The organism is Gilliamella sp. LMG 34361, from assembly GCF_984569075.1.
Genome location: NZ_OZ474903.1, coordinates 677,655 through 696,837 on the forward strand (window position 1 = coordinate 677,655; position 19,183 = coordinate 696,837).

The following is a 19,183-nucleotide window of genomic DNA, read 5'->3' on the forward strand; positions in this document are numbered from 1 at the left end:
AAATACAAATAATACAAGAGGCAATCATAAGCGTTATGAATAATTTTTTGGAATTTGAAAAGCCGATAGCGGAATTAGAAGCAAAAATTAATTCCTTAAAGAATATTGATTCGCAACAAGTTGAATTAGATATCTCTTTAGATAAAGAGATTAAACAGTTGAATCAAAAAAGTCGTGAATTGACTAAAAAAATATTTTCAAATTTATCGCCTTGGGATGTTGCTCAATTAGCTCGACACCCTAATCGCCCCTACACATTAGACTACATTAATGAAATTTTTACCGATTTTGACGAGTTGGCTGGTGATCGAGCATACGCGGATGATAAAGCTATTGTTGGTGGGATAGCTCGTATTGATGAGCGCCCTGTTATGGTTATTGGCCATCAAAAAGGTCGTGAAACTAAACAAAAAATTTATCGTAATTTTGGTATGCCAGCGCCAGAAGGTTATCGTAAAGCATTAAGATTAATGCAAATGGCTGAGCGATTTAAGTTACCAATTATTACATTTATTGATACTCCAGGAGCCTATCCTGGAATTGGTGCAGAGGAAAGGGGACAAGCTGAAGCAATTGCCCGTAACCTACGTGAGATGTCACGATTAAATGTACCAACAATTTGTACTGTCATTGGTGAAGGAGGATCCGGAGGCGCACTTGCAATTGGTGTCGCAGATAAAGTTAATATGCTCCAATATAGTACTTATTCTGTTATTTCACCTGAAGGATGTGCGTCTATTCTTTGGAAGAGTGCGGATAAAGCACCAGTGGCTGCTGAGGCGATGAATATGACAGCAGATAAATTGATAAAACTAAAACTTATTGATGCTGTTATACCAGAACCCCTAGGTGGTGCACATCGTGATTATGCGGCTGTAGCTGCTTCACTTAAAAAGCAATTATTATCTGATCTTGATGAATTAGAAGGTTTGGAATTATCGGTATTACTTGAAAGGAGATTCCAGCGTCTTATGAATTATGGTTATGTACGATAATATGGTATATAAAGATGAATAAATTGACAGGTTTGCAACGCATCATCAATGCAACAAAATACTCTTTGAAGGGATTTAAGTCGGCAATAAAGTATGAAACTGCATTTCGCCAAGAATTGATTTTATTAGTAGCTGCTTATGTAACAGTTATGCTAATTAACTTTACAATCTATGAAAGAATTTTGTTGCTTGGTTCTATTGGGGTTGTAATGATTGTAGAGCTAATTAATAGCGCGATTGAATGTATTGTTGATAGAATTGGAAGTGAAAGACATGAATTATCTGGTCGAGCAAAGGATTATGGTTCGGCATCCGTTTTTCTGTCATTGCTTTTGGCATTAATATTATGGATTTATCTCTTTGCTTGTCACTTTTTTTCTTAATTTAGTTATTTTTCTAAATTCTCTATAAAAAATGCGAAAATATCTCGCATTTTTTAACTTTTAAAATAGATTAAATCATTCTGAAACTAACTCTTTGATAAGATAATTTCCTGTTTTTTCTGTATCAAGAATGTTTTTTAACCAAGGTATAATTGTTTGCATTTGTTCGTGTAACTTCCATGGCGGATTAATCACAATCATACCTGAAGCCGTCATTCCTTTCTGATTATTATCAGGTTTTACTCCAAATTCAAATTGTGAAATTCTTTTAATACCGGAATTAACTATTTGATCTATCATTTTCTGTGTTTGAGTTCGAGAGACAACTGGGTACCAAATTAAATAAACTCCTGTTGCAAAACGTTTATATGCTTCAACCAACGCTTTCGGAATTTTTTGGTAATCATCTTTTATTTCATATGATGGATCTATCAAAATAATACCACGTCGAGATTCTGGAGGTAATTTTGATTTCAATTGTGCAAAGCCATCTTCTCTTAATACTCTAGCTCGCTTATCTTTACTGAATTCTTGTCTCAATAATTGATAATCTGTTGAGTGAAGTTCGGTAAGATTAAGCTTGTCTTGCTCTCTTAATAATTGTTTGGCAATTAAAGGTGAACCAAGATAATATTTCAACTTATCTGAAGGATTATATTGCTTCAAAACCGATAAATACGTGTTGAGTAATTCCGGCGTATCAGATTGTTGCCAAATTAGGTTGATTCCAGATAAAAACTCACCAGTTTTTTCAGCATGCTCACTTTGTAGCAAATAACGACCGGCACCAGAATGTGTATCTAAATATAAAAAAGGTTTTTGTTTTTCTTTCAATGCATTAAAACATAATGTTAATACAATATGTTTTAATACATCGGCATGATTTCCTGCGTGGTAGCTATGACGATAGCTTAACATGTTCTGTTCAACCTCTTTTGTTCATTTTTTTGCATATAAAATGTTGTAAATGCAAGGCTTAAAAGACAAGGTATTTCCATTAATTCTTCAATAAGATCTTTTCGTTGAGGATCTAAAACCAAAAATTGGTAACCTAAACGGCGATGCTCAGCAGTGTCGGCAATTCCTAAAAACAAAAATGCAAAAAACAGATGCCAAACAGGAATTGTTTCATATTTATATCGTCTAGCTATCTCGCGGCGAATAGGGGGTAAAAATATAGATAGTATTGGTATTGCCATGATAATGCTGGCAATGATTTTGTAATAAAAACGAGAGACATCAGGGAAAAAGTCTCTTCCCCAGCTAATTCCTCGACCAAAAAGCATAAACCACCAAAAAATTGTCCAAATCCAAAATTTGTAAAGATTTGCATGATTCTTCACATTTTTAGCATAATAATATGTGTAACAACACATAAATAATAAAAATAGTGATTGTAGATGTTCGACTACGCTAACTGTTAATTTTCCGTACAACGGAATGTAAAAGTTACCTGTGATATATAGAGAAAAGCTTAAAATCACAATGAAAATAGAACTTTTGTAAAAATGGGTATCAAAATTAGGCATGGTTTATTTAAAAAATTAAATACAGTTTTTTAGTTTTAGTATAGTACCGCATTTACGGCATTGATAACTAGTTTTATTCTTTCTAATTTTGTTATGTCTTATTAGTGATAAATAATGTTCTTGGCAATCGCAAATATAGACATAGTCGTTACGTTTAATATTAAAATTATGGGTAACTATTGGTTTTTTCTTCATTATTTCAGACATGACATATTGCCATTCTTTGCCATGTGGTCTTACTTTACCAAAATATTGAAAAGTAATCAGATGAGCTAATTCATGAGGCACAACTTCCTTAATAAAACCATCTCTATTATCATATAGCATTGTGCTATTAAGTTGTATTTCCCAAAGGGTTAAAAATGCGCAGCCAGCAACTGTCCCTTTAGGTTTGTAACTGATTTTAGGTTCTTTATAATTGGTTTTCAATATTTGATTGGCTTGAATTAAGTGGTTTCTTAAACAAGCCAATACTTGATTATGTAGATAAATTGGTATGCGTTTATAATCCTGCTGCATCGCGAAGAATAGCTGCCTTATCGGTTTTTTCCCAAGGGAAGATATCTCGACCAAAATGGCCATAGCTAGCCGTTTTTTGATAAATTGGCTGGATAAGATCAAGCATCTGAATTAGTCCATAAGGACGTAAATCAAAAAATTCTTTTATTAATGAGATAATTTTATCATGAGCAATTTTTTCAGTGCCAAAAGTATTAACATAAATAGAAGTTGGATGAGCAACACCGATAGCGTAAGAAATTTGTAATTCACATTTATCAGCAAGTCCTGCGGCTACAATATTTTTGGCAACATATCTTGCTGCATAAGCTGCTGAGCGGTCTACTTTTGAAGGATCTTTGCCAGAAAATGCACCACCACCATGACGTGCTGCACCGCCATAGGTATCAACAATAATTTTTCGACCAGTTAAACCACAATCTCCCATAGGTCCACCAATAACAAAACGTCCTGTAGGGTTGATAAAATATTTTGTTCTTGAAGTTAACCACTCATTTGGTAACGTTGGTTTAATGATCTCTTCCATAACCGCTTCATGCAACGCTTTTTGTTCAATGCCTTCTGAATGTTGGGTCGATAAAACTACAGTATCGACTCCTTGGATTTTTCCATCTTGGTAAATCAATGTGACTTGGCTTTTGGCATCAGGTCTTAACCATGGGAGAGTACCATTTTTTCTTACTTCAGCTTGACGACGCATAAGATCATGAGCATAACTAATTGCCGCTGGCATTAAATTAGGCATTTCATTGGTAGCATAGCCAAACATAATACCTTGGTCACCAGCACCTTGCTCCAGTGGATTTTGACGATCAACACCTTGATTTATATCCGGCGATTGCTTACCAATTGCATTGAGAACTGCACAAGAGTTGGCATCAAAGCCCATTTCTGAACTAGTATAACCAATATCATTAATGGTTTTTCTGGTTAATTCTTCAATATCAACCCATGCAGAAGTTGTAATTTCTCCACCAACTAATGCCATACCGGTTTTTACGTAAGTTTCACAAGCGACTCGTGCTTTAGGATCTTGTTCTAAAATAGCATCTAATACAGCATCAGATATTTGATCGGCGATTTTATCTGGGTGACCTTCTGATACAGATTCTGAAGTAAATAGAAATTCTGACATGTTTTACCTTCTTTAACTTATTTAGTGCAATTCTCTAAATATAAAATAATTTTGAAAGATGCTTGTGTTTAGCAGTTTTACCATCTAGACGTCTATTTTAATGATTTATTCTGAAAAAAGCCAGCACTACTGCAAACAAAATTACTTGCATAAAATTTTAATCAATTTAGGATATGGTTCGTTTATATTTTTAACCTTCATTAACTATATATGAATATTGTAAAACAATCTCCCACAGTATTAGTTTTTGATTCGGGTATCGGTGGATTATCTATTTATAATGAAATCTATAGTAAAATGCCGAATCTACATTATATTTATGTCTTTGATAATGAAGGATTTCCCTATGGCGATAAATCATCTGAATATTTAATTGCTAGAGTGAATCGTATTATTGCTACCATTTTACAATCATACTCTATTGATTTAGCGGTGATTGCATGTAATACCGCTAGCACTATTTGTTTACCAAGTTTACGGACAAACTTTCCTTTTCCAATTGTCGGTGTTGTACCTGCAATTAAGCCTGCCAGCAAAGTTACTAAAAATAAATGTATAGGGTTATTAGCAACCAAAGCAACAATACAAAGAGCATATACCAGTAATTTAATTCAGGAGTTTGCTCCAGATTGTGATGTTAAATTGCTTGGTTTATCTGAATTAGCCCATATAGCAGAAAATAAATTACAAGGTATTGCTGTTGATATGCAGCAACTTGAGACACTATTGCAGCCATGGCTTAAGTTATCTGTCATTCCAGATACAATTGTACTTGGTTGTACTCATTATCCGTTTATTAAGGATGAGTTAAGAATACTTTTTCCTAATACAACTTTTATCGATTCAGGATATGCAATTGCATCAAGAGTTAATACATTACTTAATGATCAGTATGATCTAAATAGCTTAAATAAACTATCTACTTTAGATAATATTGTGATAAGTACATTGCATAATCAGCAAGTTGAAAAATTAACTAAAAAATTCACTGAATATAATCTTAATAAATATCATTGTATTAGCGTTTGTGCTGATTAAAGCTTATTCGAACAAATAAATAATTGCAATTTTTCACTTGCCAAAAAAAATGAAGTGCCTATAATGCGCATCCACTGACACGGCGTCAGCGACGAGCAGACAAAAATAGTGTTAGTGAGCAAGATCAAAAATTTTAAAAAAAGATCTTGACGAATAAAAAGGTGTAGCGTAGTATACGCAGCCCTTGAGACAGCAAACTGAAACAAGCAATTGTGAAGTAAATTAAAATGCTGTCAGCTCTTTAAAAAGAAGAAACAGACAATCTGTGTGGGCACTTGCGAGACGAAAAATTAAAAGTCTACGGACTAAAAAAAATTAAGTCTTGATAAGTGACACTGAAGATTCATTTGAATATGTCAGAGACAGTTATTGAGCATCAAACTTTAAATTGAAGAGTTTGATCATGGCTCAGATTGAACGCTGGCGGCAGGCTTAACACATGCAAGTCGAACGGTAACATGAGTGCTTGCACTTGATGACGAGTGGCGGACGGGTGAGTAAGGTATGGGGATCTGCCGAATGGAGGGGGACAACAGTTGGAAACGACTGCTAATACCGCATAATGTTGAGAGACCAAAGCATGGGACCTTCGGGCCATGCGCCATTTGATGAACCCATATGGGATTAGCTAGTTGGTAGGGTAAAGGCTTACCAAGGCGACGATCTCTAGCTGGTCTGAGAGGATGACCAGCCACACTGGAACTGAGACACGGTCCAGACTCCTACGGGAGGCAGCAGTGGGGAATATTGCACAATGGGGGAAACCCTGATGCAGCCATGCCGCGTGTATGAAGAAGGCCTTCGGGTTGTAAAGTACTTTCGGTAATGAGGAAGGTGTTGTATCTAATAGGTGCATCAATTGACGTTAATTACAGAAGAAGCACCGGCTAACTCCGTGCCAGCAGCCGCGGTAATACGGAGGGTGCGAGCGTTAATCGGAATGACTGGGCGTAAAGGGCATGTAGGCGGATAATTAAGTTAGGTGTGAAAGCCCTGGGCTCAACCTAGGAATTGCACTTAAAACTGGTTAACTAGAGTATTGTAGAGGAAGGTAGAATTCCACGTGTAGCGGTGAAATGCGTAGAGATGTGGAGGAATACCGGTGGCGAAGGCGGCCTTCTGGACAGATACTGACGCTGAGATGCGAAAGCGTGGGGAGCAAACAGGATTAGATACCCTGGTAGTCCACGCTGTAAACGATGTCGATTTGGAGTTTGTTGCCCTGAGTGATGGGCTCCGAAGCTAACGCGATAAATCGACCGCCTGGGGAGTACGGCCGCAAGGTTAAAACTCAAATGAATTGACGGGGGCCCGCACAAGCGGTGGAGCATGTGGTTTAATTCGATGCAACGCGAAGAACCTTACCTGGTCTTGACATCCACAGAATCTAGCAGAGATGCGAGAGTGCCTTCGGGAACTGTGAGACAGGTGCTGCATGGCTGTCGTCAGCTCGTGTTGTGAAATGTTGGGTTAAGTCCCGCAACGAGCGCAACCCTTATCCTTTGTTGCCAGCGATTCGGTCGGGAACTCAAAGGAGACTGCCGTTGATAAAGCGGAGGAAGGTGGGGACGACGTCAAGTCATCATGGCCCTTACGACCAGGGCTACACACGTGCTACAATGGCGTATACAAAGGGAGGCGACCTCGCGAGAGCAAGCGGACCTCACAAAGTACGTCTAAGTCCGGATTGGAGTCTGCAACTCGACTCCATGAAGTCGGAATCGCTAGTAATCGTGAATCAGAATGTCACGGTGAATACGTTCCCGGGCCTTGTACACACCGCCCGTCACACCATGGGAGTGGGTTGCACCAGAAGTAGATAGCTTAACCTTCGGGAGGGCGTTTACCACGGTGTGATTCATGACTGGGGTGAAGTCGTAACAAGGTAACCGTAGGGGAACCTGCGGTTGGATCACCTCCTTACGAAGCGCTCGTAAGTGTTCACACAGATTGTTTGTTTATCGAAAAATAGTTAAGTCCCCTTCGTCTAGAGGCCTAGGACATCGCCCTTTCACGGCGGTAACAGGGGTTCGAATCCCCTAGGGGACGCCATAAAATGTGATGAAGCTATTTTTCAAAAAAATTATGTTTGTATTTATTTGATATTCGAATGAATAGAAAGATAAAGCTCTTTAACAATTAGGAACAAGCTGAAAGAAACGAGTTCTCGTTTTTATGGCAAGCTGATATATGAAAATATGTTGGATTGAGATAAGAAAGAGAAAAAAGCGTAATTTAAACCAAGACAACTGTGAGTTGTAAGGTTAAGAAATTAAGCGTACACGGTGGATGCCTAGGCAATCAGAGGCGATGAAGGACGTGTTAATCTGCGAAAAGCGACGGTAAGCCGATAAAAGGCGCTATAACCGTTGATGTCCGAATGGGGAAACCCAGTGTAGGTGACTACACTATCATCTGATGAATCCATAGTCAGATGAGGCGAACCGGGAGAACTGAAACATCTAAGTACCCCGAGGAAAAGAAATCAACCGAGATTCCCTAAGTAGCGGCGAGCGAAAGGGGAGTAGCCCAAGCGGGTAGCATAATGTATTAGTGGAAGCGTCTGGAAAGTCGCACGATAGAGGGTGAAAGTCCCGTACACGAAGATGCGTTATGTGGAAGCTTATAGAGTAGGGCGGGACACGTGATATCCTGTCTGAAGATGGGGGGACCATCCTCCAAGGCTAAATACTCCTGATTGACCGATAGTGAACCAGTACCGTGAGGGAAAGGCGAAAAGAACCCCAGGAGGGGAGTGAAATAGACCCTGAAACCGTGTACGTACAATCAGTGGGAGCTGTTGCCGTTGGGTAATAGTGACTGCGTACCTTTTGTATAATGGGTCAGCGACTTATATTCTGTAGCAAGGTTAACCGAATAGGGGAGCCGAAGGGAAACCGAGTATTAACTGTGCGTAAAGTTGCAGGGTATAGACCCGAAACCCGGTGATCTAGCCATGGGCAGGTTGAAGGTTGGTTAACACTAACTGGAGGACCGAACCGACTAATGTTGAAAAATTAGCGGATGACCTGTGGCTGGGGGTGAAAGGCCAATCAAACCGGGAGATAGCTGGTTCTCCCCGAAAGCTATTTAGGTAGCGCCTCATGAGTAACTGTTGGGGGTAGAGCACTGTTTCGGCTAGGGGGCCATCCCGGCTTACCAACCCGATGCAAACTCCGAATACTGACAAGTTTAATCATGGGAGACACACGGCGGGTGCTAACGTTCGTCGTGAAGAGGGAAACAACCCAGACCGCCAGCTAAGGTCCCAAAGTCATAGTTAAGTGGGAAACGAAGTGGGAAGGCTTAGACAGCTAGGATGTTGGCTTAGAAGCAGCCATCATTTAAAGAAAGCGTAATAGCTCACTAGTCGAGTCGGCCTGCGCGGAAGATGTAACGGGGCTAAAACTATGCACCGAAGCTGCGGCAGCGTATGTAAATACGTTGGGTAGGGGAGCGTTCTGTAAGCCGTAGAAGGTGTATTGTGAGGTATGCTGGAGGTATCAGAAGTGCGAATGCTGACATAAGTAACGATAAAGCGGGTGAAAAGCCCGCTCGCCGGAAGACCAAGGGTTCCTGTCCAACGTTAATCGGGGCAGGGTGAGTCGACCCCTAAGGAGAGGCCGAAGGGCGTATCTGATGGGAAACGGGTTAATATTCCCGTACTGGCTATAACTGCGATGGGGGGACGAAGAAGGCTAGGTTTACCACCTATTGGATGGTGGGTTAAGCGTGTAGGGGTGTGATTAGGCAAATCCGGTCACTGAAACCCTGAGGCGTGATGACGAGGCACTAAGGTGCTGAAGTAATTGATGCCCTGCTTCCAGGAAAATCCTCTAAGCTTCAGGTTATAGTTAATCGTACCCGAAACCGACACAGGTGGTCAGGTAGAGAATACTAAGGCGCTTGAGAGAACTCGGGTGAAGGAACTAGGCAAAATGGTGCCGTAACTTCGGGAGAAGGCACGCTGATGGTAATTGAAGTCCCATGCGGATGGAGGTGAAATCAGTCGAAGATACCAGCTGGCTGCAACTGTTTAATAAAAACACAGCACTGTGCAAACACGAAAGTGGACGTATACGGTGTGACGCCTGCCCGGTGCTGGAAGGTTAATTGATGGGGTTATGCGCAAGCAGAAGCTCTTGATCGAAGCCCCAGTAAACGGCGGCCGTAACTATAACGGTCCTAAGGTAGCGAAATTCCTTGTCGGGTAAGTTCCGACCTGCACGAATGGCGTAATGATGGCCAGGCTGTCTCCACCCGAGACTCAGTGAAATTGAACTTGCCGTGAAGATGCGGTGTACCCGTGGCAAGACGGAAAGACCCCGTGAACCTTTACTATAGCTTGACAGTGAACATTGAGCCTTAATGTGTAGGATAGGTGGGAGACTAAGAAGCATGCACGCCAGTGTGTGTGGAGTCAACCTTGAAATACCACCCTTTAATGTTTGATGTTCTAACCTATACTTCTGAATCGAGGTAAGGGACACTGTCTGGTGGGTAGTTTGACTGGGGCGGTCTCCTCCCAAAGAGTAACGGAGGAGCACGAAGGTTAGCTAATCCTGGTCGGACATCAGGAGGTTAGTGCAATGGCAAAAGCTAGCTTGACTGCGAGAGTGACGGCTCGAGCAGGTACGAAAGTAGGTCATAGTGATCCGGTGGTTCTGAATGGAAGGGCCATCGCTCAACGGATAAAAGGTACTCCGGGGATAACAGGCTGATACCGCCCAAGAGTTCATATCGACGGCGGTGTTTGGCACCTCGATGTCGGCTCATCACATCCTGGGGCTGAAGTAGGTCCCAAGGGTACGGCTGTTCGCCGTTTAAAGTGGTACGCGAGCTGGGTTTAGAACGTCGTGAGACAGTTCGGTCCCTATCTGCCATGGGCGTAGGAAAATTGAGAGGGTTTGCTTCTAGTACGAGAGGACCGAAGTGAACGCACCGCTGGTGTACGGGTTGTGATGCCAATTGCATTGCCCGGTAGCTACGTGCGGAATAGATAAGTGCTGAAAGCATCTAAGTACGAAACTAGCCTCGAGATGAGTTTTCCCTGATGAGAATCAGTAAGGTCCGTTTGAGACTAAGACGTAGATAGGTCAGGTGTGTAAGTGTAGTGATACATTGAGCTAACTGATACTAATGAACCGAGGGTCTTAACCTTACAACTCGGAGTTGTTTTGGATACGCGAAGATTGATTATGAGATAATCGAACAGTTTGTTCCGGATTGAGGGATTGGTGTGGATATGAGATAATACGCATCAATTGAGATAAGAGAAGACAGAATATGTCTGGCGGTAATAGCGCGGTGGTCCCACCTGACCCCATGCCGAACTCAGAAGTGAAACGCCGTAGTGCCGATGGTAGTGTGGGTATTACCCATGTGAGAGTAGGGTGCCGCCAGACTTTTAAATATACGAGCCCAGCAGCGATGCTGGGCTTTTTTGCATCTCAGGATTAAAAAAAGCATGTTCGTATTATTCAGATCCATTTGTCTTAGGAGTAAACAATGGATAATTTAAACTTTTTATATCAATTTTTTGGCTCAGATTTTATTGAGAAATATACAACAGTCCCACAGCTAATTGGTATATTAGGTTATCTCGTTGGTGTTAGTGCTTTTTTACAACGTAATGATAATGCCTTTCGATGGCAATTAACTATTGTTAACATCATTATGACGCTACATTTTTATTTATTAGGCCCAGAATCTTATCCAGCAGCTATTCTCAATATTGTAAATATTTTTAGAAATGTGACTTCTACTTATACTAAAAATTTTTTAGCAATGTTTTTCTTTATTGCATTGATGTGGATATTTTACTTTTTCACAACACCTGATTGGAAGCAATTTATTCATTATTTTTCGGTTATTGGTACTACATTAGTAACCATTGCTCTATTTCGATTCAAACAACAAAAGATGCGATTACTTATATTATTAAGTAGTGCTTTATGGATCATTTATAGTTTATGGATAGGATCTTTAGGAAGCCTAGCAATAGAAGTTACATTTGCGATAATTAATATTATCACTATTATTAAATTATCCAAAAAATCGCCCATATAATATTAGATTTACTCGATTAATATCATTTTGCTATTTATTTATTGCTGTATGTGTGAAACAATTCAGTTATATAAAAAAATAAATTTTTGAGGTAGTCAGTGATCGATAATGATGGCTACCGTCCAAATGTAGGAATAGTTATTTGTAATAGGTATGGCCAAGTACTTTGGGCTCGGCGTTATGGGCAAAACTCTTGGCAATTTCCTCAGGGCGGAATAAAATTAAACGAAACGCCTGAACAGGCAATGTTTCGTGAACTTAATGAAGAGGTAGGCTTACAACCCAAAGATGTAAGAATTTTGTCGATTACTAATGGTTGGTTAAGATATAAACTACCTAAACGAATGATTCGTTGGGATAACCAGCCAGTATGTATTGGTCAAAAGCAAAAGTGGTTTTTATTAGAGTTAATTTCTGATACCTCGGTAATAAACCTAAATATGTCACCCACTCCAGAATTTGATGATTGGAAGTGGGTAAGTTATTGGTATCCTATAAGGCAAGTTATTGCTTTTAAGCGCGATGTCTACCGCAAAGCGATGAAAGAGTTTTCTTTGCCTGTATTTACTATACAATCTGAGATAGAAGAACCTGTTGCTAATCTTCCTAAGAAAAAACGGTTTAACTTCTTTGCTCACAAACGAAAAAATAAACAGCGTGTTAAAAAATGAATCAATTTTTACAATTTCCTAATTTCGATCCAATTGCTTTTTCAATCGGACCCGTTTCTTTACATTGGTATGGCGCAATGTATTTATTTGGTGTACTTGGTGCTTTATATTTAGCCAAGCGTCGAGCAAATAAACCTAATAGTAATTGGACATCACAACAAGTTGAGAACTTATTATTTTGGGGATTTTTAGGTCTCTGTATTGGTGCACGATTAGGTTATATATTATTTTATAACTTTGATGCATTAATTGATGATCCAGCTATTTTATTTAGAGTTTGGGAAGGCGGCATGTCTTTCCATGGTGGTTTAATTGGTGCAATTTGTGTTATTACCATATTTGCTAAAAAAAACCAAAAGACGTTTATGCAAGTTGCAGATTTCGTTGCCCCTTTAGTACCGATTGGCTTAATGTTTGGTCGATTTGGTAATTTTATTAACGGTGAGCTTTGGGGACGTGTAACCAACTCTTCAATCGGCATGTTATTCCCAACTTCAACCCATGCTGATTTTATGTTTGTGCAATCACATCCCGAGTGGTTTTCTTTATATAGCCAATTGAATGGCGTTTTGCCGAGACATCCATCGCAACTTTATGAAATGGTATTTGAAGGCATAGTATTATTTATTATATTAAACCTCTTTATTCGTAAACCTCGTCCAACTGGTGCTGTGTCGGGACTATTTTTGATTTGCTATGGAACATTTAGATTTATCATAGAATTTTTTAGACAACCTGATGAACAGTTAGGATTATTTCTGAATTTTATTAGTATGGGACAAATCCTTTGTCTACCAATGATTATTGGAGGTCTCTTGATCCTTTTATATGCATATAGATTTAATAATAAGGCTATCTCGAAATGAAACAATATTTAGCTCTAATGCAAAAAATTTTAGATGAAGGAACACCTAAATCAGATCGAACTGGAACGGGTACATTATCGATTTTTGGTCATCAAATGCGATTTAATTTGCAAGATGGTTTTCCATTAGTAACAACAAAAAAATGTCATTTACGCTCAATTATTTACGAATTGCTTTGGTTTCTTAAAGGTGATACCAATATTAATTATTTAAAAAATAATAAAGTAACTATATGGGATGAATGGGCGGATGAAAATGGCGATCTTGGTCCAGTCTATGGTAAACAATGGCGAGCATGGGGAGCTGCTGATGGCCGTCAGATTGATCAAATATCTCAACTCATTGAACAAATTAAAAATGAGCCTGACTCAAGGCGAATGATAGTTTCTGCCTGGAATGTTGGTGAACTTGATCAGATGGCATTGGCACCTTGCCATGCTCTTTTTCAGTTTTATGTTGCTCAAGGTGAACTTTCTTGTCAACTTTACCAACGTTCATGTGATGTATTTTTAGGGTTACCTTTTAACATTGCCAGTTATTCGTTACTCGTTCATATGATTGCTCAGCAGTGTAATTTAAACGTGGGTGATTTTGTTTGGACTGGTGGTGATACGCATCTTTATTCTAATCATATGGAACAGACACATTTACAATTAAGCCGTGATCCGAAACCATTACCTAAACTTGTCATTAAACGTAAACCACCTACAATTTTTGATTATGAATTTGAAGATTTTGAAATTGTTGGTTATGACCCATATCCTGGAATTAAGGCTCCGGTCGCAGTGTAAAAAAGTTGAGGAACGGTCTTTTTGAGCATGTTTCACTCACAAAATAAGTAAAAATAAATAATAGGGGATTGATCAATTTAATCCCTAACATCTTTTTTAAAATATCATCTTTTCAAATAATCTAGTAATAAAAAGATTTTCCATCATGCTTAATTATTTTATTTTTCTGCCGCTTAACTCAAGATTGGTATATAATGACTAACTTTGCTTAAATGGTTATGTAATCTTAATATGAGTCAAAATCAAGAAATTCATCCTATTTTTACAAAACGGTTACTACACCCTCGTTATTGGTTAACGTGGTTTGGTATTAGCATTTTATATCTCGTCGTTTTGTTGCCATACCCAATTATTTATCAATTAGGAAAAGGTTTGGGATTGCTTTCTATGAAATTAATCGGTAAACGTAAGGAAACAGCGCGGCAAAACCTAAAGTTATGCTTTCCTGAAAAAACAGATCAAGAACGCGACAAAATATTGAGAGATAATTTTATTTCAACCGGGCTGGCGATATTTGAAACGGGTATGGCTTGGTTTTGGTCAGACAAAAGACTGGCTAAACACGCTTCAATTGTGGGTGATTCACACATCACCCAGATACAACAATCAGGGCAGGGTGTCTTATTAATTGGGATTCATTTTTTAACATTAGAATTAGGTGCTCGTATTTTAGGCATGAGTCATCCTGGCGTTGGGGTTTATCGACCCAACGATAATCCAGTTATGGATTATATTCAATTAAAAGGACGTCTAAAATCAAACAAATATATGTTAGATCGCTATAACACTAAAGGTATGATTAGAGCATTAAAAAATGGTGAATTGTTATGGTATGCACCCGATCACGATTATGGTCCTAAAAATAGTGTATTTGCACCACTTTTTGCCGTCGAAAAAGCCGCAACCACAATTGGGACACGAATTTTAGTTAAATTAGGTCAACCAGCAATTATCCCTTTCACTCCTAAACGTGAAAAAAATGGACATTATACCGTTTATGTTACACCTGAACTTAAAGGCTATCCTATTAATGATGATGTTCAAGCAGCGACGTTTATGAATAAAGCTATTGAACGAGAAATTTTGCAAGTGCCAGAACAATATATGTGGTTACATCGACGATTTAAAACTCGTCCTAAAGGTGACGCGCCTTTATATACCGATAATGTTCAATCAGATTAATATAATAATTTCGATTGTGAAAAACGAAAAAATACGATATGCATAAACTAAATAAAATAATTTTGTATTGCCGTCCTGGATTTGAAAAAGAATGTGCAGCAGAAATAACTGATAGAGCCGCACAAAAAGAGATATTTGGATTTGCTAAAGTTAAAGAAAATAGCGGTTATGTGATATTTGAATGTTACCAAGATGGTGACGCTCAATTATTAATAAAGGAAATTCCATTTCGAACCCTTATTTTTGCTAGACAAATGTTTGTTGCTGGAGAGTTATTAGCTGATTTACCAACGCAAGACCGTATTACACCAATAATTGATGCTTTATCTGGTATTGTTGATAAAGCGGGTGATTTGAAAGTAGAAGTCGCAGATACAAATGAAGGTAAGCAATTAGCGGGATTTTGTCGAAAATTTACGGTTCCTCTTCGGCAAGCTTTACGAAATAACCGTATCCTTTTAAAAGTTCCAAACTCCTCGCGACCAGTAATTCATCTATTATTTATTAGCAATAATAGTTGTTATGTAGGGTATTCCTTAAGTCAAAATAATTCACCTTTTTATATGGGAATACCAAGATTAAAATTTCCTGCCGATGCGCCAAGCCGTTCAACGTTAAAATTGGAAGAGGCTTTTCATATTTTTATTCCTTATGAAGAGTGGGATGAACGATTAAAAGGTGGTTTAAACGCCGTTGATTTGGGAGCGTCCCCGGGAGGATGGACTTATCAATTAGTCAAAAGAAGCATGATGGTATATGCTATAGATAATGGCCCAATGAATGAAAAACTGATGGAAACAGGGCAAGTTAAACATTATCGAGAAGATGGCTTCAAATTTGTACCTAAAAAGCATAATATTTACTGGTTGGTATGTGATATGGTTGAAAAACCAGCCAAAGTAACAGAGTTAATAGCCAAATGGCTTGTTAATGGTTGGTGCCGAGAGACAATTTTTAATCTCAAATTACCAATGAAAAAACGTTATGAAGAAGTAAAACAAAATTTACAATTACTAATAGAAAAACTAAATAATAATCAAATTAATGTACAAATTCAGGCTAAGCAGCTTTATCATGATCGTGAAGAAGTGACCGTTCACGTACAACGAATTTGGGGATAAAAAATTATAAGAGAATGGGTATGAAATTAAAACAATCCTTTTATGCTATTGTTATTTTAGCATTATTTTCACTTTTAGTTGGGTGTCATCTTAGCTCATCAAAAAGTGATAAATATGATGAAACTAAAGATTCCAATTATTATTTGTCGCAAGCTCAATCAAGCTCAGGAAATGCTAAGATCGATTGGCAGTTATTAGCAGTGCGTGCCTTAATAAATGAGAATAAATTGTCACAAGCGAATAAATTGTTATCTGAGCTACCGACTAACCTTAATGCTGAACAACAAAAAGACCAATTGTTATCTTTAGGTGAAATAGCAACTAAAAAAGGACAATCATTTGATCTTAATCAGTTATCTACTGATAAACTAAGTGATTCTCAATTATATCGTTATTACTCAATAAAATTAGCTTTAGATCGTAAAGCTAGAAATATTAATGAACAAGCACATGACTATTTATTTTTACAAAAATTTGCTCCAGAAAAACACAAAAAACAAATATTAAATAATACTTGGAACTTCTTTAGCAAATTATCTGCAAGTCAAATAAGTCAAGTTTCAGCTCTTGATCATGAAGTAACATTAAAAGGTTGGATTGATTTAAGTTATACATATAAAACTAATAGTAATGAAGCATCTGATCAATCAAATGATAGTACCGAAGCCTTTGATGCAAAAGATAGTGGCCAAAGGGGGCAATTAAAACAGGCTATTGAAAATTGGTCATCAAGATACCCCAATCATCCTGCTCAAGGACTTATTTCGGTGCTAATAGGTGGTCAACAGCTATCGGTTGATAATGTAAACACCAAAACAGTAGCTTTATTATTACCCTTAAGTGGTTCTTCTCGTATATTCGGTGATACAATTCGTCAAGGTTATGTTGATGCAGTTAAATTCTATCCGCAAGAACCGCAACAAAATGTTATTGTTTTAGATACGACTTCATTACCAATGGAGAGCTTAATTGAACAAGCTCAAGCACAAAATGTTGAATTAATTATTGGTCCATTGTTAAAAGAAGAAGTAATTAAAATAAAACAGTTAGCACCATCAATTGCTGTTCTAGCTTTAAATAAGGTTGATGATGGTATAGTTCCCTCTAATAAGATGTGTTTCTTTGCACTGTCACCTGAGGATGAAGCAAAAGATGCTGCTGATCATATTTTTGCTCAAAATAAACAAAAGCCACTTTTAATTGTGCCACAAACCGATTTAGGTAGACGAGTCGCGAGGAGCTTTGCTAAACAATGGTCACAAATTGCTAATGGTTCTCAAGCTTATGTTCAATATGTCGGTAGTATCGGTACTTTAAGAGGCAATATCAATAATAATAGCGGGATAAGCTTAACTGGTCGTCCAATCACTTTTGAGGATGGAAGTGAGACGACATTATCAAGTTCTGCTGGTTTTGACGCGATTTATGTATATGCATCATATGATGAGTTAACGTTAATTAAACCTATGCTTGATTTGGGTGCCGGAAAAACAGTTGGTAATGAACCTTCCTCAATCACGCTTTATTCAAGTTCTAAAAGTCATGTAGCAAGTGCTTCTAATGATTTTAAGTATGATATGAATAACACTCAATATGCTGATATTCCATTGATTATTAATTCATCTGATAGAACGTCTTTTCTTATACCTGGCAATATTCAAAAAGATTATTCTTTGACTCGATTGTACGCTATGGGCGTTGATGCATGGAGACTCGCTAATCGATTTAATCAATTAGATTCTTATCAACCTAATTTTTTAGATGGTTTGACAGGTAAATTGTCAACAAGTAATCAATGTGAAGTTATTCGATCGCTTTCTTGGCAACAATATGTCTATGAAACATCTGAACCGTCCGAACAACAAAGTGAATAGTAAAAAAATTGGCAAGCATTATGAACAAATTGCTTGCCAATTTTTGATCGAGCAAGGACTGGTATTATTAGCACAAAATAGCCAATATCAATTGGGTGAAATTGATTTAGTAATGCGTGACAAAACATGCTTAGTATTCGTAGAAGTTAGATATCGAAAAAATGCTAATTTTGGTGAAGCAGAGATGACAATATCGTTTAATAAACAGACCAAAATTACACATGCAGCACAACTTTGGATGTTAGAGAATAATTTTAATATTGAAGATACCGAATTTAGATTTGATGTTTTTGCCATAACCGGAAAAAATCAACAATGGATAATTAATGCGTTTTAATAGTTAGGTGAAAAACGTGCAAGATTTAATAAAGAATTATTTTACTGAAAGTATTCAAACTCAAATTGTTATGGCCGAATCGCTAGGCTCTGCAGTTGAAAAAGCCGCTAATATTATTGTTGGTGGCTTACTTAATGGTAATAAAATTATGGGATGTGGTAATGGCACTGCAGCAGCCAATGTGCAAAGCTTTACTTCACGCTTAATTACTAGTCTTGATATTGAAAGACCAAGTATTCCTGCTATTGCTTTGGTTTCCGACAATGTATTGTTAAGTGCGATATCAAATCATGAAGAGATATATGCGCGCCAAATTCAAGCTTTAGGACAACAGGGGGATATTTTGATCATATCAACTTGTGAAGGTAATAGCCGTTCAATTATTCGAGCAGTCCAAGAGGCTGTGATTAAAGATATGAAAATTGTTGCATTAACCGCATTTGATGGGGGCGAAGTAATAGGTTTACTTGGTCGGAATGATATTGAAATTAGAATTCCATCTTACAAAAAGGTGATGGCCTACGAAATGCATGCAATGATTTTAAACTGCTTGTGCCAATTAATTGAAAATACATTATTTATTCATACTGAATAAGTTGAATAAAAAACAGTTTAGTTCTGCATTAATAGCGATTTTTGTGCTATAATTATAAGCTATTTTGAGATTTAAATT

The 19,183-nt window shown here is 37.9% G+C and carries 16 protein-coding genes, 1 tRNA gene and 3 rRNA genes; 16 read left to right on the forward strand and 4 right to left on the reverse strand.

What is annotated here, in order from left to right; genetic code table 11:
* The first annotated feature begins 35 nt into the window (after positions 1-35).
* Both accA and AC5LXI_RS03265 read left to right on the forward strand, forming a co-directional pair.
* The gene (accA, locus tag AC5LXI_RS03260; RefSeq protein WP_493443506.1) at positions 36-995 is read left to right on the forward strand and encodes an acetyl-CoA carboxylase carboxyl transferase subunit alpha; all 960 of its coding nucleotides are present in this window, start codon (positions 36-38) and stop codon (positions 993-995) included.
* A gap of 14 nt (positions 996-1,009) precedes the next feature.
* Positions 1,010-1,378, forward strand: a complete 369-nt coding sequence (locus tag AC5LXI_RS03265; RefSeq protein ID WP_493443507.1) for a diacylglycerol kinase — start codon at positions 1,010-1,012, stop codon at positions 1,376-1,378.
* Between the two features lie 75 nt (positions 1,379-1,453).
* Here AC5LXI_RS03265 and AC5LXI_RS03270 read toward each other — a convergent pair whose 3' ends face one another.
* The 4 genes from AC5LXI_RS03270 to metK form a co-directional block, all read right to left on the reverse strand.
* A complete protein-coding gene (locus tag AC5LXI_RS03270) occupies positions 1,454-2,296 on the reverse strand; it encodes a 23S rRNA (adenine(2030)-N(6))-methyltransferase RlmJ (RefSeq protein ID WP_493443508.1) in 843 nt (280 codons plus the stop codon).
* Positions 2,290-2,664 (reverse strand): hypothetical protein, encoded by a 375-nt coding sequence (locus AC5LXI_RS03275; RefSeq protein WP_493443509.1) that lies wholly within the window; start codon positions 2,662-2,664, stop codon positions 2,290-2,292. Before AC5LXI_RS03275 ends, AC5LXI_RS03270 begins: the two co-directional genes overlap by 7 nt.
* 258 nt (positions 2,665-2,922) lie before the next feature.
* Positions 2,923-3,426, reverse strand: coding sequence for a SprT family zinc-dependent metalloprotease (locus tag AC5LXI_RS03280; RefSeq protein ID WP_493443510.1), 504 nt, complete (start codon positions 3,424-3,426; stop codon positions 2,923-2,925).
* The gene (gene metK / locus AC5LXI_RS03285) at positions 3,410-4,561 is read right to left on the reverse strand and encodes a methionine adenosyltransferase (protein WP_065614592.1); all 1,152 of its coding nucleotides are present in this window, start codon (positions 4,559-4,561) and stop codon (positions 3,410-3,412) included. Before metK ends, AC5LXI_RS03280 begins: the two co-directional genes overlap by 17 nt.
* A 210-nt stretch (positions 4,562-4,771) precedes the next feature.
* On the opposite strand from metK, the gene murI reads away from it, so the two are divergent.
* The 14 genes from murI (at position 4,772) to AC5LXI_RS03355 (ending at position 19,105) form a co-directional block, all read left to right on the forward strand.
* Complete coding sequence (gene murI, locus AC5LXI_RS03290; RefSeq protein WP_493443511.1) at positions 4,772-5,599, forward strand: glutamate racemase; 828 nt, start codon at positions 4,772-4,774, stop codon at positions 5,597-5,599.
* Between the two features lie 385 nt (positions 5,600-5,984).
* Positions 5,985-7,522: ribosomal RNA gene (locus AC5LXI_RS03295) — 16S ribosomal RNA — on the forward strand.
* Between the two features lie 53 nt (positions 7,523-7,575).
* A tRNA-Glu gene (locus tag AC5LXI_RS03300) sits at positions 7,576-7,651 on the forward strand.
* A gap of 210 nt (positions 7,652-7,861) precedes the next feature.
* Positions 7,862-10,760 (forward strand): 23S ribosomal RNA (locus AC5LXI_RS03305).
* A 128-nt stretch (positions 10,761-10,888) separates the two neighbouring features.
* Positions 10,889-11,004, forward strand: a 5S ribosomal RNA gene (rrf, locus tag AC5LXI_RS03310).
* The 16S, 23S and 5S rRNA genes sit together here with 1 tRNA gene alongside, the layout of an rRNA operon.
* Before the next feature lie 103 nt (positions 11,005-11,107).
* Positions 11,108-11,668 (forward strand): YgjV family protein, encoded by a 561-nt coding sequence (locus tag AC5LXI_RS03315; RefSeq protein WP_493443512.1) that lies wholly within the window; start codon positions 11,108-11,110, stop codon positions 11,666-11,668.
* Positions 11,669-11,766: 98 nt separating this feature from the next.
* Positions 11,767-12,339, forward strand: a complete 573-nt coding sequence (gene rppH / locus AC5LXI_RS03320; RefSeq protein ID WP_493443513.1) for an RNA pyrophosphohydrolase — start codon at positions 11,767-11,769, stop codon at positions 12,337-12,339.
* Complete coding sequence (gene lgt, locus AC5LXI_RS03325) at positions 12,336-13,205, forward strand: prolipoprotein diacylglyceryl transferase (RefSeq protein ID WP_493443514.1); 870 nt, start codon at positions 12,336-12,338, stop codon at positions 13,203-13,205. The genes rppH and lgt overlap by 4 nt, the downstream gene beginning before the upstream one ends.
* On the forward strand, positions 13,202-13,996 hold the full coding sequence (thyA, locus tag AC5LXI_RS03330) for a thymidylate synthase (RefSeq protein WP_493443515.1): 795 nt from the start codon (positions 13,202-13,204) through the stop codon (positions 13,994-13,996). The genes lgt and thyA overlap by 4 nt, the downstream gene beginning before the upstream one ends.
* 231 nt (positions 13,997-14,227) lie before the next feature.
* Positions 14,228-15,178 (forward strand): LpxL/LpxP family Kdo(2)-lipid IV(A) lauroyl/palmitoleoyl acyltransferase, encoded by a 951-nt coding sequence (gene lpxL / locus AC5LXI_RS03335; RefSeq protein WP_493443516.1) that lies wholly within the window; start codon positions 14,228-14,230, stop codon positions 15,176-15,178.
* 38 nt (positions 15,179-15,216) lie between these two features.
* The gene (gene rlmM / locus AC5LXI_RS03340; protein ID WP_493443517.1) at positions 15,217-16,299 is read left to right on the forward strand and encodes a 23S rRNA (cytidine(2498)-2'-O)-methyltransferase RlmM; all 1,083 of its coding nucleotides are present in this window, start codon (positions 15,217-15,219) and stop codon (positions 16,297-16,299) included.
* Positions 16,300-16,319: 20 nt separating this feature from the next.
* Entirely contained in the window at positions 16,320-18,173 is a 1,854-nt protein-coding gene (locus tag AC5LXI_RS03345; protein WP_493443518.1) for a penicillin-binding protein activator, read from the forward strand.
* Entirely contained in the window at positions 18,166-18,510 is a 345-nt protein-coding gene (locus tag AC5LXI_RS03350; protein ID WP_493443519.1) for a YraN family protein, read from the forward strand. The genes AC5LXI_RS03345 and AC5LXI_RS03350 overlap by 8 nt, the downstream gene beginning before the upstream one ends.
* A 16-nt stretch (positions 18,511-18,526) precedes the next feature.
* Positions 18,527-19,105, forward strand: coding sequence for an SIS domain-containing protein (locus tag AC5LXI_RS03355; protein ID WP_493443520.1), 579 nt, complete (start codon positions 18,527-18,529; stop codon positions 19,103-19,105).
* Positions 19,106-19,183 lie beyond the last annotated feature (78 nt).